The organism is Gardnerella swidsinskii (assembly GCF_023277705.1).
GTDB classification, from domain to species: Bacteria; Actinomycetota; Actinomycetes; order Actinomycetales; family Bifidobacteriaceae; genus Bifidobacterium; species Bifidobacterium swidsinskii.
Window position 1 is genome coordinate 1,168,203 of sequence record NZ_CP083176.1, and the last position, 19,553, is coordinate 1,187,755.

The 19,553-nt window shown below is 43.9% G+C and carries 17 protein-coding genes; 15 read left to right on the forward strand and 2 right to left on the reverse strand.

Going from position 1 to position 19,553, the window contains the following annotated elements:
- Positions 1–43: 43 nt before the first annotated feature.
- Positions 44–1,198 carry a quinone-dependent dihydroorotate dehydrogenase gene (locus tag K9E37_RS04685; protein WP_248893607.1) on the reverse strand — a complete coding sequence of 385 codons (1,155 nt, stop codon included), beginning with the start codon at positions 1,196–1,198 and terminating at the stop codon, positions 44–46.
- A gap of 203 nt (positions 1,199–1,401) precedes the next feature.
- Here K9E37_RS04685 and K9E37_RS04690 point away from each other — a divergent pair, with 203 nt between their 5' ends.
- The 15 genes from K9E37_RS04690 (at position 1,402) to rsmD (ending at position 18,610) form a co-directional block, all read left to right on the forward strand.
- Entirely contained in the window at positions 1,402–2,259 is an 858-nt protein-coding gene (locus K9E37_RS04690; RefSeq protein ID WP_064621441.1) for a DeoR/GlpR family DNA-binding transcription regulator, read from the forward strand.
- A 530-nt stretch (positions 2,260–2,789) separates the two neighbouring features.
- Complete coding sequence (locus K9E37_RS04695; protein WP_248893122.1) at positions 2,790–3,344, forward strand: peptidase; 555 nt, start codon at positions 2,790–2,792, stop codon at positions 3,342–3,344.
- 412 nt (positions 3,345–3,756) lie between these two features.
- Entirely contained in the window at positions 3,757–4,053 is a 297-nt protein-coding gene (gene rpsF / locus K9E37_RS04700) for a 30S ribosomal protein S6 (protein WP_004574062.1), read from the forward strand.
- A 150-nt stretch (positions 4,054–4,203) separates the two neighbouring features.
- On the forward strand, positions 4,204–4,785 hold the full coding sequence (locus K9E37_RS04705) for a single-stranded DNA-binding protein (protein WP_004110230.1): 582 nt from the start codon (positions 4,204–4,206) through the stop codon (positions 4,783–4,785).
- Between the two features lie 135 nt (positions 4,786–4,920).
- Positions 4,921–5,169 carry a 30S ribosomal protein S18 gene (gene rpsR, locus K9E37_RS04710; RefSeq protein WP_004105399.1) on the forward strand — a complete coding sequence of 83 codons (249 nt, stop codon included), beginning with the start codon at positions 4,921–4,923 and terminating at the stop codon, positions 5,167–5,169.
- A 16-nt stretch (positions 5,170–5,185) separates the two neighbouring features.
- Positions 5,186–5,632, forward strand: a complete 447-nt coding sequence (rplI, locus tag K9E37_RS04715) for a 50S ribosomal protein L9 (protein ID WP_102703364.1) — start codon at positions 5,186–5,188, stop codon at positions 5,630–5,632.
- A 279-nt stretch (positions 5,633–5,911) separates the two neighbouring features.
- Positions 5,912–7,114 carry a mevalonate kinase gene (gene mvk, locus K9E37_RS04720; RefSeq protein ID WP_012913850.1) on the forward strand — a complete coding sequence of 401 codons (1,203 nt, stop codon included), beginning with the start codon at positions 5,912–5,914 and terminating at the stop codon, positions 7,112–7,114.
- Between the two features lie 135 nt (positions 7,115–7,249).
- On the forward strand, positions 7,250–8,347 hold the full coding sequence (gene mvaD, locus K9E37_RS04725; protein ID WP_103013808.1) for a diphosphomevalonate decarboxylase: 1,098 nt from the start codon (positions 7,250–7,252) through the stop codon (positions 8,345–8,347).
- Between the two features lie 9 nt (positions 8,348–8,356).
- Positions 8,357–10,696 carry a type 2 isopentenyl-diphosphate Delta-isomerase gene (gene fni / locus K9E37_RS04730; RefSeq protein WP_248893124.1) on the forward strand — a complete coding sequence of 780 codons (2,340 nt, stop codon included), beginning with the start codon at positions 8,357–8,359 and terminating at the stop codon, positions 10,694–10,696.
- 128 nt (positions 10,697–10,824) lie between these two features.
- Positions 10,825–11,019 (forward strand): 50S ribosomal protein L28, encoded by a 195-nt coding sequence (gene rpmB / locus K9E37_RS04735; protein ID WP_012913853.1) that lies wholly within the window; start codon positions 10,825–10,827, stop codon positions 11,017–11,019.
- 103 nt (positions 11,020–11,122) lie between these two features.
- Positions 11,123–13,531 carry an ATP-dependent DNA helicase RecG gene (locus tag K9E37_RS04740; RefSeq protein WP_248893126.1) on the forward strand — a complete coding sequence of 803 codons (2,409 nt, stop codon included), beginning with the start codon at positions 11,123–11,125 and terminating at the stop codon, positions 13,529–13,531.
- A gap of 289 nt (positions 13,532–13,820) precedes the next feature.
- Entirely contained in the window at positions 13,821–14,969 is a 1,149-nt protein-coding gene (locus tag K9E37_RS04745; protein ID WP_033888575.1) for a PfkB family carbohydrate kinase, read from the forward strand.
- 320 nt (positions 14,970–15,289) lie between these two features.
- Positions 15,290–16,228, forward strand: a complete 939-nt coding sequence (gene uriH, locus K9E37_RS04750; RefSeq protein ID WP_033888576.1) for a uridine-preferring nucleoside hydrolase UriH — start codon at positions 15,290–15,292, stop codon at positions 16,226–16,228.
- Positions 16,229–16,346: 118 nt separating this feature from the next.
- The gene (gene uriT / locus K9E37_RS04755) at positions 16,347–17,771 is read left to right on the forward strand and encodes a uridine transporter UriT (RefSeq protein WP_004110247.1); all 1,425 of its coding nucleotides are present in this window, start codon (positions 16,347–16,349) and stop codon (positions 17,769–17,771) included.
- Positions 17,772–18,025: 254 nt separating this feature from the next.
- On the forward strand, positions 18,026–18,610 hold the full coding sequence (rsmD, locus tag K9E37_RS04760) for a 16S rRNA (guanine(966)-N(2))-methyltransferase RsmD (protein ID WP_103013810.1): 585 nt from the start codon (positions 18,026–18,028) through the stop codon (positions 18,608–18,610).
- Between the two features lie 37 nt (positions 18,611–18,647).
- Here the strand turns inward: rsmD and trmD are convergent, their stop codons facing one another.
- Positions 18,648–19,514, reverse strand: coding sequence for a tRNA (guanosine(37)-N1)-methyltransferase TrmD (gene trmD, locus K9E37_RS04765; RefSeq protein ID WP_004110250.1), 867 nt, complete (start codon positions 19,512–19,514; stop codon positions 18,648–18,650).
- Positions 19,515–19,553 lie beyond the last annotated feature (39 nt).

Below are 19,553 nucleotides of genomic sequence, written 5' to 3' on the forward strand. Positions count from 1 at the left end.
GTGAGCAAAGTAAGGGTCATTTTTAGCGCAAATACGCACTGTGCTAGTTCAAATCCGCACCAACTGCGTCTGCAACATGCTCAAAGCCGTCGCGTTTCAAAAGATCCGCAAGTCCGCGTTTCAGCGTCGTGATTTGCTGTGGTCCTCTGTACATAAGTGACGTAATAAACATAACCAAGTCAGCACCTGAGCGAATCTTCTCATATGCTTGCTCTGGCGTAAATACTCCGCCAATGCCTGCAATAGCAAAACGTTCACCAAAAGCTTTGCGCGTGCGTCGAATAAGATCGTTGCTTGCGCTATAGGTAGGACCTCCAGAAAGTGCTCCTTGCCAATCTTCCGGAACATCAAGTCCTGCGCGATTCTTTTGCAAGTTTGCAATACTTACTCCGTCAACTTTATGTTCGGCAAGTACGTCAAGCAGAGATTTGAACTGTTCCCAACCGCCGTGTAAATTAAGCGGCATCTTAACTAACGTTGGCTGAGGTCGCTTAATAGTGTCAAGATCGGTGAATAATTTGTCAAGTGCTTCCGGCTGACTAAATGGTTCACCCACACGCGTGTTCGGGCATGAAATATTTACTTCAATTATTGAGCTTTTTCCGGCTGCACGTTCCATAGAAATATGGTAGTCTTCAATTCCTTCTTCCAAGTCGCCAACTAAGTCGTCGTTTGTGCGCGCAATAGAAATAGACATATTCATAGATTTTGCGTGCGTCCAAGCTTTCTCGGCTCGTGCAACAACGGCTTCGCTGCCATCGTTTGCTAGTCCTGCGTGTACAAGAATAGAGTCATATTCTGGAAGGCGATGATACCAAGGTTTTTGATTTCCTTCGCATGGTCGGCTTGTGGTAGAGCCAACTGTTTCAAATCCAAAGCCGGCGTTGTCTAGCACGGTTGCCATTTGGCAATTTTTATCTAGTCCTGCACTTAAGCCAAACGGGTTTGCAAAATTCACACCCATAACGTTAGTTTCTAGCACCGGGTCTGTGTAGTTAAGCATTTCGCGAAGAAGCCACATTAACCCAGGAGTGCGCTCGCTAAATTTGCAAAAATTAATCATGCGATCATGCGCTTCGTCTGGAGGAATGTTAAAAACGAAATGCGGTTTAATAATGTGTTTGTATGAGAATGTAAAAAGGTCTGTCGTTGTTTTATTGACGACATTGTGTAATGAGTGTTCAGAAACGTAATACATATTTATATAGTAGGGCATTATTGTTATATACGCCATTCCTTAGTGTATTTTGTGCGTTTTCTTCCTTAGTACGCGTTCGTTTTTGTGCGATTTTTCACAAAACCTGCTTTACTTGACAACAAAATGTGCGTTCTTTTCGTTTTAATGCCCTGAAACGCTCAATTACGTTTGTTTTTTGCGTTTACGTGTGCGATAATGTTCGTATGATTTCTTCACAGCGTCAACATTTGATTTTAAGTCGTCTCCGTACGCGCGGTGCTGTTCGCATTACTGCGCTTTCTAAAGAACTGAACGTTTCTGCTATGACGGTTCGCAGGGATATCGCAGAGCTTTCGGATCGTGGGCTTTTAAAGCGCGTTCACGGCGGTGCTGTAACGACTAATACTCTGCTTTCGGAGCCGCTGTTTTCTGTAAAGTCGCAAATGGACATTGGTTTGAAGGATGCGATTGCGCGTTTGGCTGTGGACTATGTTTCTCCTGGGGATGTGATTGCTATTGGCGGCGGTACCACTGCTTATGTGTTTGCGCAGCATTTGCTCGAGTCTCGCAGGGCTTCTGGCATTACGATTTTGACTAATTCGATTCCTGTTGCGGAGCTTGTGCAAGCTTTAGAGTCGAAGGATGTCGAGGTTATTGTTACCGGCGGCGTGATTACGCGTTCCAATTCGCTTGTTGGGCCTATTGCAGATAAAGTTGTTGCTTCTCTTCGTGTGAATACCGTTTTTCTTGGCACGCATTCTGTGTCTCTTCCTCGCGGATTCCTTATGCCAAATTCTTTGGAAGCTGCTACTGATATGGCGTTAATGGATATTGCGGATCGCACGATTATTTTGACGGATCATACTAAATGGAGTTGTACGTCGCTTTCGCTATTTGCTCGTTTTGATCAGGTTGATACTGTTATTACCGACGATGGTTTGGATGCTGATTCTCAGCTTCGCACGCGTGAGCTTGTAAAGGATTTGGTTTTGGCACCTGTTATTGACGAGCGAGATGTTCTTGATGCATCTAATGGTGACGATTTAGCGAATTCTGAAGATTCTGACGATTTGCTTGATTAGTATTTTGCAAGTATTTTTGCAAAGTTTGATTTTGCGCGCTGATGATTTTAATGCCCGAGTGAGTTATTTACTCGGGCATTTTGTTCTTGCTGTTTGGTTTGGTTTCAAGTGTGCCGATGTTTAAACAAATTTTGCTATGTTTAAATAAAGCGTGCCGATGGTTAAATATTGCGTTTTTTGTTGTTTTATAAGGCTGTTAGAGAAATCACAAAACTCAAACCTTAAAGAAAGCTGAAAAAATGTTAAAAAAATCCAGTATATGGCGTGTCGTGTAATTTTTATCAAAAAATACAGAAAAATGCCGTAAATATTTCTGCTTTTTAATGAATATAACGAATATTTATCAAGATTTTTTGTATTTTTGATGCTGAGAAACCTGAATTTTAGTGTTGAGTTTTCTGAGAGCTTGCGGTAAGTTTTAACTCAGTTACCGGTTGAATCCCTAGTTCACTGGTACGAGCGGGAAACCGCAAATGGCAAATTTTTCTTCGCATACCCTAGTGCGAAGGAGAAGAAGAAAGGAAAATATTATGTTGAATAAGAAGGCTATCGCCGCATTCGCTGCTGGCGCCACCCTCCTCTCTGGTTTCGCTTTTGCTGTCCCAGCAATGGCTGAGGCTCCTGCAGCTCCTGCAGCTCCTGCAGCTCCTGCTGCTCCTGCTGCTCCTGCTGCTCCTGCAGCTCCTGCTGAACCTACTTATAATAAGTCATTCTATAAGACTGAAGACGCTGGAGAGCTTGATGCTCGTTTGGCTAAGGAGAAGGCTGATAAGGAAGCTAAGGCTAAGGCTGAAGACGAGAATGATAAGTCTGAGCATTCTCCATTTGGCAATAAGGACATGGATTACGCGAAGTGTGTGAAGCTTTACGGTAAGGATTCTCTCGAGTGCAAGGCTGTCGCTGACTACCTCAAGCGTCATGGTCAGAAGGTTGATGACAAGGCTAACGACAAGAAGTCTGATAAGAAGTCTGAAGCTAAGAAGGCTGCTCCATTGGCTAAGACCGGTGCTGCTGTAGCTTTGGCTGCTGTTGCTGCTTCTGTGCTTGCTGGCATGGGTGCTGCTCTTCGCAAGATCCGTCACTAAGCTGAAATCTGATTCAGTGATGAATCATTTGGGCTTTAGCTTATTGGTTGATCGTTGAGTCGGTTTTTCTGTGAATTACTTAGTCTAGTGTGCTGAAAGGTGCGCTAGACTAAGTTTTTTTATGACAATTTTGTGCTCTGCACGCTCGTGTTCACGTCTTCGTCCTCTTTTTACGCAACTGTAAAGTTTCTGTCGTTATTTGCTGGTTTCGCGGCTTTTTCTTTACGCTGCTGTAAAGTTTCTGCCGCCTGACACCATCGTTTAAGCGCGTAACTCTCGTCGTCATGAGCGTGCTGTAAAATAGCAAAGTTGTGTGCGGTTTTGGTGCTTATCATCAAACATATCGCGCATATTTTGCAAACACACTCCTGCTGTGGAAGGTCCACAGCCGATAGTCCGAAGGAGGTGGGTGATGTCTGCACATAAGTATGAACTGATGTTCATTGCAAATCCTGAGCTGGATGAGCACGGTCTTAAGAAGTTGACCGAGCAGTATCTTGAGCTTGTCACCAACGAGGGCGGTTCCGTTGACGGCACCGATTACTGGGGTCGCCGCAAGTTTGCCTACGAAATTGAAGGCAAAACCGAAGGTAACTACGTTGTGGTGAACTACACTGCCGAGCCATCTGTAAGTGACGAACTTGACCGTGTTTTGAACCTTAATGAATCTGTAATCCGCACGAAGATTCTTCGCAAGGACGCTAAGTAAAAACTAGCAAAACTAAGTAAGCTCTAGTGAATTAAATAAAAACTAGTTAAGCTAAATAAATACGTAAACAACCGCGCATAAGTTGCGCACAAAATTGCCAGTAATCACTGATATGTGATTACGAGTAAAGCGAGAAAGAAAAGGCACGATATGGCAGGTGAAACGATTATTACCGTCGTGGGAAATCTCACTTCGGATCCTGAATTAAGGGCACTTTCCAACGGTGCTTCTGTTGCGAGCTTTACCATTGCATCCACACCTAGAACGTTTAATCGTAATACGAATCAGTTCGAGGATGGGCCTGCGTTATTTATGCGTTGCTCAGCGTGGAGAGACTTGGCAGAACATTGTGCAAACAGCCTTTCTAAAGGCACGCGCGTGATTGCTCAAGGCAGGTTGTCGCAGCGTTCGTATCAAGCGCAAGACGGCTCGAATCGCACAGTTGTTGAACTTACGGTTGACGAAATTGGTCCATCTTTGCGTTATGCAACTGCGCAAGTTAACCGCCAAAGCTCTTCAACAGGTTTTGCTGGTGGCTCGCGCGCATCAAATGCTGCTGGCGCAGGTTATGCTGGCGGAGCAAATTATGCTGCTAGCCAGGCTGCTTCTCAGCATGCCGCAAATTCTTCAGCGGCTGATCCGTGGAGTGCTGCTGCGCCAACAAACGATAGTTTTTCAACTTTCGGTGCCAATTCTGATTTTGGCGGCGATTCTGAAGAACCTGAGTTCTAGCGTTTTAGTTGAGCTATAGATAGCGTATTTATTTGTTTATTTATGCACTTATTTACGCGCTTACTTAATCCTTATAAATACATCATCAGTTACATGTTATGCAAAAAGCATAACGGATTTGAGAGAGGACATCTTATGTCACGCAAAAGGCCGCAACCACCGGTCAAGCCTTTCAAGAAGAAGCCAAATCCTTTGAAGGCTGCCAAGATTACTGAAATTGATTATAAAGACGTTGCTTTGCTGCGCAAGTTCGTTTCTGACCGCGGCAAGATTCGTTCCCGTCGTATCACCGGCGTAACCGTGCAGGAACAGCGCAAGATCGCGAAGGCAGTGAAGAATGCTCGCGAAATGGCTTTGCTTCCTTACGCCACTACCGGTCGCTGATTGAGAGGATAGGAATATGGCTGAAACCAAGGTTATTCTTACCAAGACTGTTGCCAACCTCGGTCACTCTGGTGACGTTGTTGAAGTTAAGGCTGGCTATGCACGCAACTACCTGATTCCTCAGGGTCTTGCTTTTGCATGGAACAAGGGTGCTGCTTCCCAGATTGAAGCAATGCGTCGCGCTCGTCTTGCCAAGGCTGTCGCCACTCGTGAAGAGGCAGTTGCAGCTAAGGCTCAGATTGAAGGTACCGTTGTGGAGCTTTCTGCTAAGGTTTCCGAATCCGGCAAGCTTTTCGGTGGCGTTTCTGCCGAGAAGATTGCTGCCGCTTTGGCTTCCAAGGCTCAAGTTGAGGCTCGCGCAATTAAGGTTGCTACTATTAAGACCACTGGTGAGTTCCCAGCAACCGTAACGTTGCATCCGGAAATCACCGCTTCCTTTACTGTTAAGGTTGTGGCTGAGTAAGTAGCTTTGTGAATTTTACAAAACATGTTGTAGCAAGCAGATTCTTGCTTTTAGTGGTTTTCTGCTTGTAATACATGTGGATTGAACTTAAGCATTAGCTCTGCGTTTGCGTTGTATTGAGTTTTCTCATTGCGATGCTGCGCAGAGTTTTTTTATGCTGCAATATTTTGAAAATGTGAATGTGTTGTAAGTGTCACGTGCGTAACGTAGTTTTTTAAGTTCTACTCGACTAAATTAGAACAGTTGGAAAATTACGAAATTATCAAGGAGATGCAAACTGTGCTGGAAAGCAAATATGAACTGGCCGACGAGTTTAGTATGAACGCAAAAGCGCAAGATGCCAGCATATCTGCTATTCGCAATGACGAAGAGTATGCTTGTAAAAATTCCGCAATTACACCTTCCGCAATTACGAATCTCGAAAACGCAATAAAATACAGCAATCACAAAGGATACGGCGAAACTTGCGCGAAGGTTATTCTTTTTGGCGAACATTCCGTGGTTTATGGTCATTCTGCAATAGCTTTGCCGCTTAAAAACTTGCGTATGCGCGCTGTCGTAACTAATTGCAATGAATCTTTAGTACCTGTATCGTGTAAATCTTTATCTTCTGCTTCGTGTGAATCTTTAGCATCTGCATCACGCGAATCTTTAGCATCTACGACGAATCTCGATTCACATATAACTCTTTCGTGCCTTGACTTTACTGGCAAACTTTCCGAAATTCCTACGCGCTTTAATAGCATACGAACAGCAATTCGCGCGTCGCTAGAGTTTGCAGGGTGGAGCGGTGAGAATTTGCACATTTTTACCGAGTCTGATTTTCCAGCAGAACGAGGTCTTGGCTCGTCTGCGGCTGCTGCTGGTGCTATAATTCGTGCGATTCTTGACTATTATGGCGTTTCAGCTAGCGATGATGAGATTTTTAAGTTGACGCAGACTGCTGAGTGCGTGGCTCACGGACGTTCTTCAGGCTTGGATGCCACTGCAACCGCTGCTTCCTGGCCTGTGCGTTTTAGTCGTGGCTGTTTTGATCGCATGGAAATTAACATGCGTGCGTGGCTTGTTTTGGCGGATTCTGGATGCAAAGGAATGACTCGCGAAACAGTTGAAGCTTTGCATTCTCGTTTAGAATCGAATCCTGTTGAAGTTGGAGCGCAGCTCAATAAATTGGGGGAGATTGCGGCTGTTGCAGAAGATGATTTGGTGTTTGGTCGTATTGAAAATATGGGTAAGCAAATGACTTTCGCACACCGTATTTTGGCGGATTTGGGCGTAAGTACTGCGAAACTTGACACTTTGGTAGATGCTGCTTGCAAACATGGCGCGTTGGGTGCAAAACTTACTGGCGGAGGTGGTGGAGGATGTGTCATTGCGCTGGCTGATAGTGAGGATGCTGCTAAGCGAGTGAGTGAAGCTTTTAAAAATGCAGGAGCTTGCGATACGTGGATTGTGAATATAGGTGATTCTGCAATAAATTGAATCTTATTTTTACTTGAAATGTAGCATAAACTTTACAGTTATTTAAAGAAAAGAAGCTTGTGCGCACTGTTTTGCTAAAACATTGACTAGCACATTAACAAACGAGAATTACGTATCTGCCGCAAAAGGAACAGTATGCAAAATGTTGAAATTCAGCCAAAAATAACGTTTGACGCTAGTCTTTCACCCAACTCAGCTTTTGCTAAAGCAAACGCGAATATTGCGCTGATTAAGTATTGGGGTAAGCGCGATGAAAAGCTGATTTTGCCTTATACTTCCTCGCTTTCGCTCACCCTTTCGGATTTGTTTACAACTACAAGCGTAAGTTTTGCGAATAATCTTGAACAAGATACTTTTACTTTAGATAATGAAAAGATTTCGCCGTCTGCAAAACCTTTTCGTCGCGTAGTCGCTATGCTCGATTTGGTGCGTGAAATTGCAGGAATTTCAACGAAAGCAAGCGTTATTTCGCATAATATTGTGCCAACTGCTGCCGGTCTTGCATCGAGCGCGTCTGGTTTTGCAGCTCTTGCGTCTGCTGCCTCGTACGCTGCTGGATTAAACCTAACTCCACGAGAACTTTCTAGACTTGCAAGATGTGGTTCTGGTTCAGCTTGTCGTTCGATTTTTGGAGGACTTTCAATTTGGCATGCAGGTTGCGACGACGAAACATCTTACGCAGAGCCTATTGAAAACGCACAAGTTGCGCTTAAAAATTTAAACCTTGCTATGATTGTTGTTACTTTGGACGATAGCAAAAAGCCGATTTCTAGCCGGGAAGCGATGCGCAGAACGGTTGAAACTTCGCCAACGTATATGCAATGGGTTGAGCAGTCGAAAGACGATCTTGAAATTGCTAAAAACGCAATTAAGCGAGCAGATATTGAGCAATTGGGTGAGGTTGTTGAACGCAATGCTTTTGGAATGCACGAAACTATGCATAATGCTGTTCCGTCGGTGAATTATTTAACTAGCAGCACGCATATTGTGCTTGAAGCGGTTAAAAATATGCGAAAAGATGGTTGGCTGGTGTGGTCTACGATGGATGCTGGTCCAAATGTGAAGGTGCTTACTTCTGGAGATGATGCTTATCGTGCGATGTGTCAGTTGCGCTCGCGAGTTGAGGATGGTTTACGTAATTCTAGCGTTTTTTGTAATACAGAATATTGCGAGCCGAAATTTGCGATTGCGCTGCCAGGTGACGCTGTGACGGTGAGTACGAGTTTAAAATAGGCGGATAATATGACTCAAGTGCGCTCTAGTGCCCCAGGAAAGCTTTATATTGCTGGCGAGTATGCTGTTGTTGACGGCTGTGCTGCAATTGTTGCTGCTGTTAATCGTTATGTAACAGTTAGCATAAGTGATGAAACCTTAAACGAAGAGTTACGCGAAAATTTGCAGAAAAATGCGCCTAGTAGCAGAAATTATTGTGGTGTGATTACGTCAGATGCTGAAAAATATAAACCGCTTCTTTGGGCTCGCACATCTGACGGAAGTATTGAAATACAAAACGACGGAAAATATGCTTATGTGCTTGCTGCAATGTGCGTAGTTGACGCTTATGCTAGTGAGGAATGTGCGCCAAATATTAACCGGAAAAGTTACAATGTGCATATTTTTAGCGAACTTGATGATGTAAAAACTGGTAGAAAATACGGTCTTGGATCTTCTGCTGCAGTAACTGTTGCAGTTATTCGCGCGTTGTGCAAATGGTATGGTTTGAATCTTTCGACTCCAGAAATTTGCAAGCTAGCGTTGATTGCGTCGTCGAGTGTTAAAAAATCCGGAAGCGGTGGAGATGTTGCTGCCAGCTCTTATGGCGGTTGGATTATGTATCGCGCGTATAGCCGAGAGTGGCTTGAAGCTGAGCTGACGCTAGTAAAATCCGGATGCTCTGATTTCGGTGAGTTGTTGTACAAAAAGTGGCCACGACTGGAAGTTAAGCGTTTAAATGTAGATAAGTCGCTAAAACTTTTAGTCGGGTGGACTGGTTCTCCTGCGTCTAGCGCAAAGCTAGTAAGTAGCGTAGAAAGTAGCGTTAAAACTAGTGCTGAAGGTAGTACGGAAAGTAGCGTCGAAACTAGTGCTTTTGACAATAAAAATCAACTTTTTACTTACGAAGATTTTTGCAAACAAAGTGAGATTTGCGTGCAAAAACTTGCGCGCGCAATTGAAAAGTTTGAAATAAGCGAAATTTCTAGCGGTTTTGCTCAAAATCGTGCGTTGTTACAAAAATTAAGTGCTCTTACTGGAACTGTTATCGAAACGCATGAACTTACAAAATTTATTGAAATTGCGACTTGTGCCGGTGTTCCTGCAAAAACTAGCGGCGCAGGCGGGGGAGATTGTGCAATTGCGCTGTCGACAATTTATGACAATAATGTAATTGAAACTATGAAATCTACTTGGGAAGCCAATGGAATAAAGCCATTGAATATTGATGTTACGGAAATTTTTGGAACTGGTAAGCCTTCTGAAAATATTGTATTAGACGCGTTTGTTAAGAGTCGCGAACCTAATGCACAATCTGCTCAATCTTGCACAATACAAAACCGCAAAGACGCGCATATTGCGCTTGCGGACAAGCAGTATAAAACTCGTGCAGATTCAGATTTTGACAAAGTGCGTTTTGTGCCGAATGCTTTGCCGCAAGTTGCGCTTGAAGAAATTGACGATAGCGTGAGCGTGCTAGGAAGTGAAGTATGTGATTCTGTGCATTGGTGCTCGCCGATATATATTAACGCAATGACCGGCGGAAGTGATGCTGCTAAAAAAGTGAATGCAAGTCTTGCTAGAGTTGCTGCAAAAAATTCTGTTGCTATGGCGAGTGGATCTTTGAGTGCTGCTCTTCGAGACGAAACTTTACTCAGCACTTTCAGTGTCATAAGAAGCGAAAATCCACATGGATTTGTGATGGCAAATGTTAGCGCTGGAACTAGTGCGTCTGATGCATTGCGTGCTGTAAACATGATTCATGCGAATGCGTTACAAGTGCATTTAAATGCTGCACAAGAGTTGGTTATGCAAGAAGGAGATCGCGATTTTCGAAATTGGTTGTGCAATATTGAGTCTATTGTCAGTGCGTGCGAAGCACTAAGCGTGCCTGTGATTGTGAAGGAAACTGGATGCGGAATTTCTGCTAAAGATGTTCATCGTCTTAAAGATGTTGGAGTGCGCACTGTAGATGTGTCTGGTCGTGGCGGAACTAATTTTGTAACAATAGAGAATGCTCGCAGGAACTTAGGCGACTGTGATTATTTGGCTGATTGGGGTCTTACTACTGTTGAGTCGCTGGTTGACATACGCAAGTGTGATTCGTTAAAAAATATGGAAGTTTTCGCAAGTGGAGGAGTTCGCACGCCTTTGGATGTTGTGCGTGCGTTGGCTTTGGGTGCTTCTGCAGTTGGTGTCGCTGGCGAGTTTTTGCATACGCTTATGCATGAAGGTGAGGATGCGCTTTCTTTGCAAATTGATAACTGGAAGAAGCAAATTAGGGTGATTATGGCTCTTCTTGGATGCAAGACAGTCAAGGATTTACAAGAAAAGACTGAGTTTGTGCGCGCGGATTGTCTTGGTAAGTGATATACTTGTGTAGTTGTGCGTTCAAGCGTGCTTATTTGTTTATGCAATGTGCGTAAGTAATTTGCGTAAGTAGTTCGTGTGTTTGAATGACGCAAGACTTGCAAGTCAAAGAAAATAGGAGTCCAATTATGGCAGCTCGTTGCGCAGTATGTGGCAAGGGACCTCAGACTGGTTTCACTGTTTCACATTCGCATATCCGCAATAAGCGCACCTTCCGCCCGAACCTTCAGCCGGTTCGCACCACCATTGATGGCGAGAACGTTCGCCTTCGTGTGTGCGTGAAATGCATTAAGGCTGGCAAGGTTCAGCGCGTTGAGGCGTGATTCGCGCATTGTATTGCGTTTAAATTGTAAGGCCCTGAGTGTTGCTCGGGGCTTTTTTGTATTTGCGTATTTTTTCGTGCGCACGTTATATTCCTGATTGCGAATGATTTATAATCGAAATATGCTAAATACGCCCACGAACTCAGCCAAAATGCATACTTCGCTTTGTGCAATAATCAGCAATAAGCGACGCGTTTCTGCATTAAAATCTTTGGGCATAGTCACAGTCGAAGACGCATTGACTTACTACCCGTTTAGAGTCACAAGTCCATTGAGAATTGCGAACTTAAAAGATATAAAAATTGGCGAAGAAGTGGCTTTCTATGCGCAAGTTCAGTCAATTAACGTTGTGCCTATGAACGCTCGTCGCGGTTTTAGAATCGAAATTAACGTTTTGCAAGATATGCAAGCGGTAGCTCAACTTATTTATTTTTCTAAAAATCGTCAATACGCTCAGTGGCTTTCCGCAAAGATGCATGTTGGTGAAATGGTTGTTGTTGGCGGTACGTCTAGCGCTTTTAATGGTAAATTGCAATTTACGCATCCTCAAATTCTTACTGTATCTGCTGTAGAAGAAAGTGATAGCTTGCATCAATCTCGCGATACTGTAAGAAGTGTGGAAGATGGTTTGGCGCGTATGAGCGCGCCTATGCCCGTGTATCATGCAAATTCTAGGATTTCCAGCGAGCATATTCACGAAACTATACTTTCTATACTTTCTGCACTTTCTAAAGATTCTGAAGATTCCGCAGCTTCTAAAAATTCCGCAGCTTGCACTAGTGAATTCCTGCAAATCCCAGATATTACGCCTGAATCAGTGCTAAAAAAACGTAACCTCATGACTAGAGCGTCAGCAATATACTCAATTCATAATCCGCAATCAGTTGACGAATTTTATAAAGCTGTTGACTCGTTGCGCTATGAAGAAGCTTTTATTTCCCAAGTAGCTGTATTGCGATCTCGTGAAGATTCTAAAGATAATCAAGCAAAATCTTGTAATAATTCTCTTATAAGAAATGAATTTGTGGAAAGTTTGCCGTTTGAGCTTACTGCAGGTCAAAAAGATGTAATTGATGAGATTGTACGTGACATGCGTGAGCACCATCCGATGCGTCGCTTGCTTCAAGGTGAAGTTGGTTCCGGAAAAACAGTTGTTGCGCTCGCTGCAATGCTCGAGGCAGTTGGATCAGGCTATCAGGCTGTGCTTGTGGCTCCTACTCAAGTTCTGGCGTCTCAACATGCCGAAAATTTGCGCCAAATGATTGCGCGCGCGAATCTAAAGGTGCCTGTAATCGTCGTAACTGGAGGCATGAGACTTGCGGATCGCAGACGTGCGCTAGCGAGTGTGGCAAGTGGAGAGCCTTCGCTTATTGTTGCAACTCATGCAGCGTTCTCGTCGACTTTTAAGCCGACTAATTTAGCTTTGGTAATTATTGACGAGCAACATCGTTTTGGTGTTGAGCAGCGCGATGTTTTGTTGCGCAAAATGAGCGTAGATTCGCATAATAGTGCTGAAAAGTCTTTTACACCGCATCTTTTAGTAATGACTGCAACGCCTATTCCGCGCTCTGCTGCTATGACGTGGTTCGGTGATTTGGATGCTTCGTATTTAACTGAACTGCCTGGAGGTAGAAAACCTATTCGCACTTTTGTTGTGCAAGAATCGGATGCGAATACTATGGCGAGAATGTTTGCGCATATTCGTGCTCGCATTGATGCAGGTGAGCGTGCGTATGTTGTTTGCGCGCATATTGATGATGATTTTAATGAGGATTCTGGTAGGGATTCTGGTAGTAATTTTGGTAGGGATTTTGATAGCGATGAATCTGAAGGTTTTGAAGATGTTTCGCAATCTGTGCAATCTAATCAATCTGAAGAAAATAACGCAGATTCTTTGCGCAAACTTCATACAGTTAACGGCATTTTGAAGCGGCTTTCAGCTTTGCCGCAATTTAAAGGCGTTACTTTTGCTAAGCTTACTGGTCGCGACGATGATGCTACGAAACGCGAAACGATGGAACGTTTTGCGCGCGGAGATGTGCAAGTTCTTGTAGCTACAACGGTTATTGAGGTCGGTGTTGATGTGCCTCAAGCGAGTTGCATTGTGATTTTTGACGCGGATCGTTTTGGTCTTGCGCAATTGCATCAGTTGCGTGGACGTGTTGGGCGTGGTGGCACGAATTCTTGGGCATTTTTGGTTGCGCAAACTGAGGATGGAAGTCTTGCTCAAGAACGTTTGCAAGTTGTTGAAAATTCGCTAGATGGTGCCGTAATTGCTAAGAAAGATTTGGAATTGCGCAATGTTGGCGATGTTCTTGGCGATAAGCAGTCGGGTGGTCGCTCGAGTTTGAAGATCTTGCGAGTTGTTAAGGATGCAAAGATTATCGCTATGGCTCGTGAAGATGCGTTGGAGACTTTGCAAAAAGACACTCATCTTGTTTCGTTGCCGTATCTTGCAGGTGCAGTGCTTGATTTTACGAGAGGTGGAAGTGCGCAAATCGTAAGCAATTAAAATTCTAAAGTTCTGAATTTGCGCGCAAAATATCTTATAAAGATTACAATATTGTATGAATAAATTATCCTATAAAAAAAGTATAAAGAAAAAATTATTGCATATTTATGCACTTAATTTAGTAAAAAATACGGTAAGAAACTATTTTTAATTGATAATTAATATCAACTTTTGTTGGATATAATATAAAAAAACAACAAAATTACATAAATTTACGTGCATATTATGAGAATTGTGAATATCCTAGATAGTAGGCATCATTTGTAATCACAATAGAGATGAGGCGACAATGACCGAACGCGAACAACAAATCTTGACTTGGATTCAACAAAACCCGATGATTAGCCAACAGGAACTTGCAAATCTCGCAGGAATTACTCGTTCAGGTGTGGCTGCTCATATTTCCAATTTAATTCGCAAAGGATATTTACGAGGTAAGGGATATATTGTTACTCCTCCAAGTTATGTGACTGTTGTTGGCGGAATTAGCATGGATGTTCTTGGCATTGCTTGCGGAGATTTGATGGATTACACGTCTAATGCTTCCCGTGTGCGCTATATGCTAGGCGGTGTTGGAAGGAATATTGCAGTCGCGTTGGAACGTCTTAATATTCGCACAAGCATGGTTTCTGTCTACGGTGGCGATCACAACGGAGAGCTTTTCCGCATTGATGCTGCTGCAAACGGCTTAGATATTGGTTATGCGAAGCAACTTCCTGAGTCGATGACTGCTTCGTACATGTATGTTGGTGACGCTTCTGGTCAGCGTTTGCTTGCTTTAGACGATATGAGTATTTACGACCATATGACTCCTGATTTTTTGCGTGAGCGCATGTCCATTATTGAAAATGCTGATATTTTGGTGTTGGATACTAATATTCCGCAAAAGTCAATTGAGTGGCTATGTGACCGTTATCGCCGTCCTATTGTTGTTCGTGCAATTACGGATGCAAAAGCTCCTCGAGTGCTTTCTAGATTGTCTCGTATTGACACTCTTATTTTAGATACTGCTGAATCGCAGGCTTTAACTGGCGTTAATGCTGTTGACGAGCGTTCTGCAATTCGCTGTGCGAATGTGCTTCTCAAGCGTGGAGTAAAACGTGTATTTGTAAATGCCGGTCGCGCAGGAGTTGCTTATGGTGTTGCAGATGAGGGAGTGTCGTTCTATCCTGTCCCAGTTAAGCGCGTCCAGAGAATGATGCTAACTCGCGGAAATAGCAATGTTGGTGTTGAAGCAGTCGGCAACGACAACGGTTCTAGCGATGCTGCTACTGCGGCGCTTATTTACGCGCGATATAACGAATTTGATTCTTCAAAAACTGGCAGATTTGCGGTTGCTGCTGCAGCTTTGAATACTGAATCTATGCAGCCTGTACATGAGTTGTTTAATCCAGAACTTATTTCTCAACGCATGACGAATATTCATGAGCGCATTTAATTAGTGCTTTTTGCGCTGATTTTATTTCTTTTATTTAATTTACGAATTAATCTTGTAAATTTTTCTTGCATACAATAGTAGGTCTGCTATACTTGTTATTAGTCATTTGTTTAGTTATATAAACAAATGTTAGGTAATTAGTGTTGTATGATGCAATGGAGCGTATGTGCAGCGAAATGCGTAGTGGCGTACGAGCATGGATCATAGAGCAATTTACGCATAAATTAACAGCAGTTAGTAGCAAACGTAATAGCAAAAATAACTGAAAACTATTTACGTAAGTTATTAACAAGAAGTTAGTTATCTACGAAGGAGTAATGATGACTTCAATCATCCTAGATTGCGATCCTGGCCATGATGACGCCATGGCTATTCTGTTGGCACTTGGTAACCCAAATATTGAGTTGCTCGGCGTAACTACAGTTGGCGGCAACCAAAGCCTTGAAAAAGTCACGTATAATGCGCGTGCAACTCTCGAAATGGCTCGTGCAACTCACATTCCAGTTCACGCAGGCTGCGACCGACCAATGGTCCGCCCTCTGGAAGTTGCGGCTTCCGTGCACGGCGAAAGCGGCTTAGACGGCGTAACGCTTCCAGAACCAACGCGACCATTGGACGAAGGCCACGCTGTAAATTGGATTATTGATACGATTATGAGCAACGAACCTGGCACGATTACGCTTGTACCAACTGGTCCGCTCACCAATATTGCTATGGCAGTGCGCCTTGAGCCACGAATCGTAAGACGTGTGAAGGAAGTTGTGCTCATGGGCGGCGGATATCACGTTGGTAATTGGAGCGCGGTTGCTGAGTTTAATATTAAGGTTGATCCAGAATCTGCGCATGTTGTGTTTAATGAGGATTGGCCTATTACTATGGTCGGTCTTGATTTGACACATCAGGCACTTTGCACTCCTGAAGTGCAAGCAAAGATTAATGCTATTGGCACGCCTCTTTCTGCGTTTGCTAGCGGTTTGATGGACTTCTTCCGTAAAGCGTATAAGGATAATCAAGACTTTATTGATCCGCCAGTTCATGATCCTTGCACGATTGCTTATTTGATTGACCACAGTGTGGTGGCTACTCGTCGCTGCCCTGTAGACGTTGAAATTAAGGGCGAATTAACAGTTGGTATGACCGTTGCAGATTTGCGCGGACCAGAACCATCCGCAGAAGAATGCCATACGCAAGTTGCAACCAAACTTGATTTCGATAAATTCTGGGATTTGATTATTGACGCGCTGAAGCGTATCGGCTGATTTGTACTAGAATTATTCACGATATTTTGCGCAACAATACTGCAAATTTACCGAAAGAAAATAAAGCGGCAAAGTTGCGCGAAAATAAAATTTATACGAAATTTGATATGAGGCTATTATGACTGAAGTTTCATCTCCAACGCCTTCCATGCTAGACAAGGGTGGGCGATCAATTGTTGCGTTAATGACGGCGCTACTCGTTGCTATTTTTGCTTTCCAGCTCAACGCTTCAATGCTTTCTCCAGCATTAGCAACAATGACAAAAGAGCTTCACGCAACCGATACGCAAATCGGCTTAACTCAAACAGTGTTCTTTACTGCTGCTGCTTTATTCTCACTGTTTTTGCCGCGCTTATCTGATTTAGTCGGTCGTAAGAAGGTGCTTATTGGCATTTTGATTTCAACGATTGCGGGCTGCGTAGTGTCTGCGCTTGCTCCAGATGTGAATATTTTGATGCTTGGACGTATTTTGCAGGGTGCTTCTGGTCCTGTAGTGCCGATGTGCTTGATTATGCTTCGCGTGCGCGTAACTGAAGAAAAGCGTTACGCAAAGCTAATGGCAATTTTGACATCTGTAAACGGTGGTATTGCTGGCGTTGATGCGTTGCTTGGCGGTTGGCTTGCTGGAAAGTTTGGTTTCCGTTCGGTGTTCTGGACTATGGCAGGTATTGCTGTAGCGGCAGTGATTATGGTGATTGTTGCTGCTGAAGAATCTTATGCGGAGGAAACTTCAAAGATGGATTGGTTGGGCGTTGTGACGCTTGGTATTGCGTTCCTTGCAGCATATCTTGCTATTAATGAAATTGATAAGCTTGCAAATGCTAACTTGACTATGGTTGCAGGCCTTGTGGTAGTGGCTGTAATCTTCTTCGCGATTTTCTGGAGAATTGAAGGAAAGATTGCTGCTCCTTTGGTTTCGACGCATTACATGAAGCAGCGTCGCACGTGGGGCTTGCTTTCTTGCACGCTGCTTACCATGACTGGCGTTTTTGCTTTGATGAATGGTGTAGTGCCGCAGCTTGCTCAGGATGCTAAGTTTGGTGCTGGCTTGGGTGCTGACGTGGTGAGCTTTGCAACGTTGACGCCTTACGCAATTATTGGCTTCTTGTTTGGGCCTGTGGCTGGTATGCTGGCTGCCAAGTTTGGTTACCGTTTGGTACTTCGTGCTGGCATTATTGTCAGTGTGATTGGCGTTGTGTTTGGTATGTATGTTGCTAATAATCCATCGGTGTGGTCTTTGGTTGCGCTTTCGCTGGCTTTGGGCGTAAGCTACGCAGGTGTTGCAAACATTATGCTTAACGGACTTGGTATTGTGCTTTCTCCAAAGGATAATCCAGGATACTTGCCAGGCATGAACGCTGGTGCTTTTAACTTGGGTGCTGGCTTAAGCTTTGCAATTCTTTACGCTGTGATGACGAATGTTGCAGGAACTAATGGTGCAACAGGCGGATACATGGCTTCGATGGTTGCGGGCATTGTGTTACTTGCGCTTGCGTTTGCTTGCTCCTTCTTAATCCCGAATCCTGAAGAAGTAAATAAGTAAGATTGACGCGTGAGTTTGCGTAATCTTAAGTGAATAAAATTAAGCGGTAAAGCTAGGATTTCCTATGCTTTGCCGCTTTTTGCTTTCTGCGCGCGACACTTCCTTTACACAGCTGTAAAGCGAGTATCGAAACCGAAAACAAATGCCAGTAAATTCTCCAACAAATGTGTTTAAAACTCATAGACAATACTAAATAATCACAAAATCGCATTGAGTAACAATGACTGTCGGGAGGGGGAGGATAAGCTAGAAGAATGCACATTATTGCTGGACGTTTTAAATCTTTGCCGCTTACTTCAGCGCAGTCGTGTACAAGACCTACTACAGATCGCACGAAAGAAGCGATATTTTCTAGGCTCGATTCGTGGGATGTTATGCACAATGCTCGCGTTCTTGATTTATTCGCCGGCACAGGTGCGTTAGGAGTTGAGGCGCTATCTCGTGGCGCGCGTGAGCTTGTTTCTGTTGAAGCAAATTCGCAAGCGGCTGCGCTGATACTTCGTACGTCGAAAGCGTTGCAGAGTTCAAAGGCTTGGGATTCTGCGCTTTCTATGAGGGTTCTTCGAAAGCGCGCGGAGCAGTTCGTTGCGGATTATAGTGGGGAAGCGTTTGACTTGGTTTTTATTGATCCGCCTTATGCTTACGAAACTGCGGATTGCGAAAGTTTATTGGCTTCGATGATTGCGAGCGGAGTTGCGAGCGTTTCTGCGGATACGTTGATTGTGTTGGAGCGTAGCGCGCGAAGTGTTTTGCCGACTATGCCTGAGGGCTGGGAGCTGTTTGATACGCGTAATTACGGAGAAACTTCCGTGCTGTTCATTCAGCCTAAGCGCGATTGATTTGATTTTCTGCGTTTGTTTCTAAAATGATTCGAAACTATTGACAGTTTTTGCGCGGATGTTCGCCGGAAACTTCCCATCCGAGCGACATAAGCGTTTTTCGATCCGATTTATCTAGCTTGTGGCAGTCCAATTTTTTAATCAAGTCAGGTCGAATTTCGCTTGTACGAGATATAGCTTCATCTCGACGAAAACGATCAACTTTGGCGTGATTTCCGGAAGTGAGTATTTCCGGAACGCTTATACCGCGCCAAGTAGTTGGACGCGTGTATTGATGGTGTTCCAAAAGTGCGTCCGAGCCTGTGTACGACTCTTCAACAATCGACTCAGGATTTCCCATAAACCCCGGGATTAAGCGTGTAATTGCCTCAAGCATAACGCTTACTGCAACTTCTCCGCCATTTAGCACGTAATCGCCAATTGAATACTCGCGTACGTCAATTCCTTGCGCTCGGTAATATTCTGGAATCCTAGCGTCGTAGCCTTCGTATCTGCCGCATCCAAATACTAAATGATTTGCGTTGCTTAATTCTGTTGCGTCTTTTTGCGTAAATAGTGGGGCAGAAGGGTTCGGGAATATAAGAATTGGTTTAGTTGAGTCTATTTTATTAGTCGCGATTTTTGCTTCTTCGCAACTATCGCACGTATCGCACGTATTTTTTACTTCAGATTTTGGCAAGCTAAGCAGCTCGTCTAAGCATTCCGCCCAAACCTCAGGTTTCATAACCATGCCAGCACCACCGCCAACCGGCGTGTCATCAACAGATTGATGCACATCGTGAGTCCATTTGCGTAAATTGTATGCGCGAATTTGCAATAAACCATTATTTTGCGCTTTGCCTAACAAACTTAGGTCTAGCATGCGAAAATATTCTGGGAATACGGAAATAATATCGATGTCCATCATAAGGCACTCTACTACGAAAACTGATAAAACTATGAA

Bases quoted from the DNA above. Each gene is read 5' to 3' on its own strand.
- K9E37_RS04740 (WP_248893126.1), top strand. From the start codon at position 11,123: ATGATTTATAATCGAAATATGCTAAATACGCCCACGAACTCAGCCAAA.
- trmD (WP_004110250.1), bottom strand. From the start codon at position 19,514: ATGGACATCGATATTATTTCCGTATTCCCAGAATATTTTCGCATGCTA.
- K9E37_RS04695 (WP_248893122.1), top strand. From the start codon at position 2,790: ATGTTGAATAAGAAGGCTATCGCCGCATTCGCTGCTGGCGCCACCCTC.
- rsmD (WP_103013810.1), top strand. From the start codon at position 18,026: ATGCACATTATTGCTGGACGTTTTAAATCTTTGCCGCTTACTTCAGCG.
- K9E37_RS04705 (WP_004110230.1), top strand. From the start codon at position 4,204: ATGGCAGGTGAAACGATTATTACCGTCGTGGGAAATCTCACTTCGGAT.
- fni (WP_248893124.1), top strand. From the start codon at position 8,357: ATGACTCAAGTGCGCTCTAGTGCCCCAGGAAAGCTTTATATTGCTGGC.
- mvaD (WP_103013808.1), top strand. From the start codon at position 7,250: ATGCAAAATGTTGAAATTCAGCCAAAAATAACGTTTGACGCTAGTCTT.
- K9E37_RS04745 (WP_033888575.1), top strand. From the start codon at position 13,821: ATGACCGAACGCGAACAACAAATCTTGACTTGGATTCAACAAAACCCG.
- rpsR (WP_004105399.1), top strand. From the start codon at position 4,921: ATGTCACGCAAAAGGCCGCAACCACCGGTCAAGCCTTTCAAGAAGAAG.
- rplI (WP_102703364.1), top strand. From the start codon at position 5,186: ATGGCTGAAACCAAGGTTATTCTTACCAAGACTGTTGCCAACCTCGGT.
- K9E37_RS04685 (WP_248893607.1), bottom strand. From the start codon at position 1,198: ATGTATTACGTTTCTGAACACTCATTACACAATGTCGTCAATAAAACA.
- rpsF (WP_004574062.1), top strand. From the start codon at position 3,757: ATGTCTGCACATAAGTATGAACTGATGTTCATTGCAAATCCTGAGCTG.
- rpmB (WP_012913853.1), top strand. From the start codon at position 10,825: ATGGCAGCTCGTTGCGCAGTATGTGGCAAGGGACCTCAGACTGGTTTC.
- uriT (WP_004110247.1), top strand. From the start codon at position 16,347: ATGACTGAAGTTTCATCTCCAACGCCTTCCATGCTAGACAAGGGTGGG.
- K9E37_RS04690 (WP_064621441.1), top strand. From the start codon at position 1,402: ATGATTTCTTCACAGCGTCAACATTTGATTTTAAGTCGTCTCCGTACG.
- uriH (WP_033888576.1), top strand. From the start codon at position 15,290: ATGACTTCAATCATCCTAGATTGCGATCCTGGCCATGATGACGCCATG.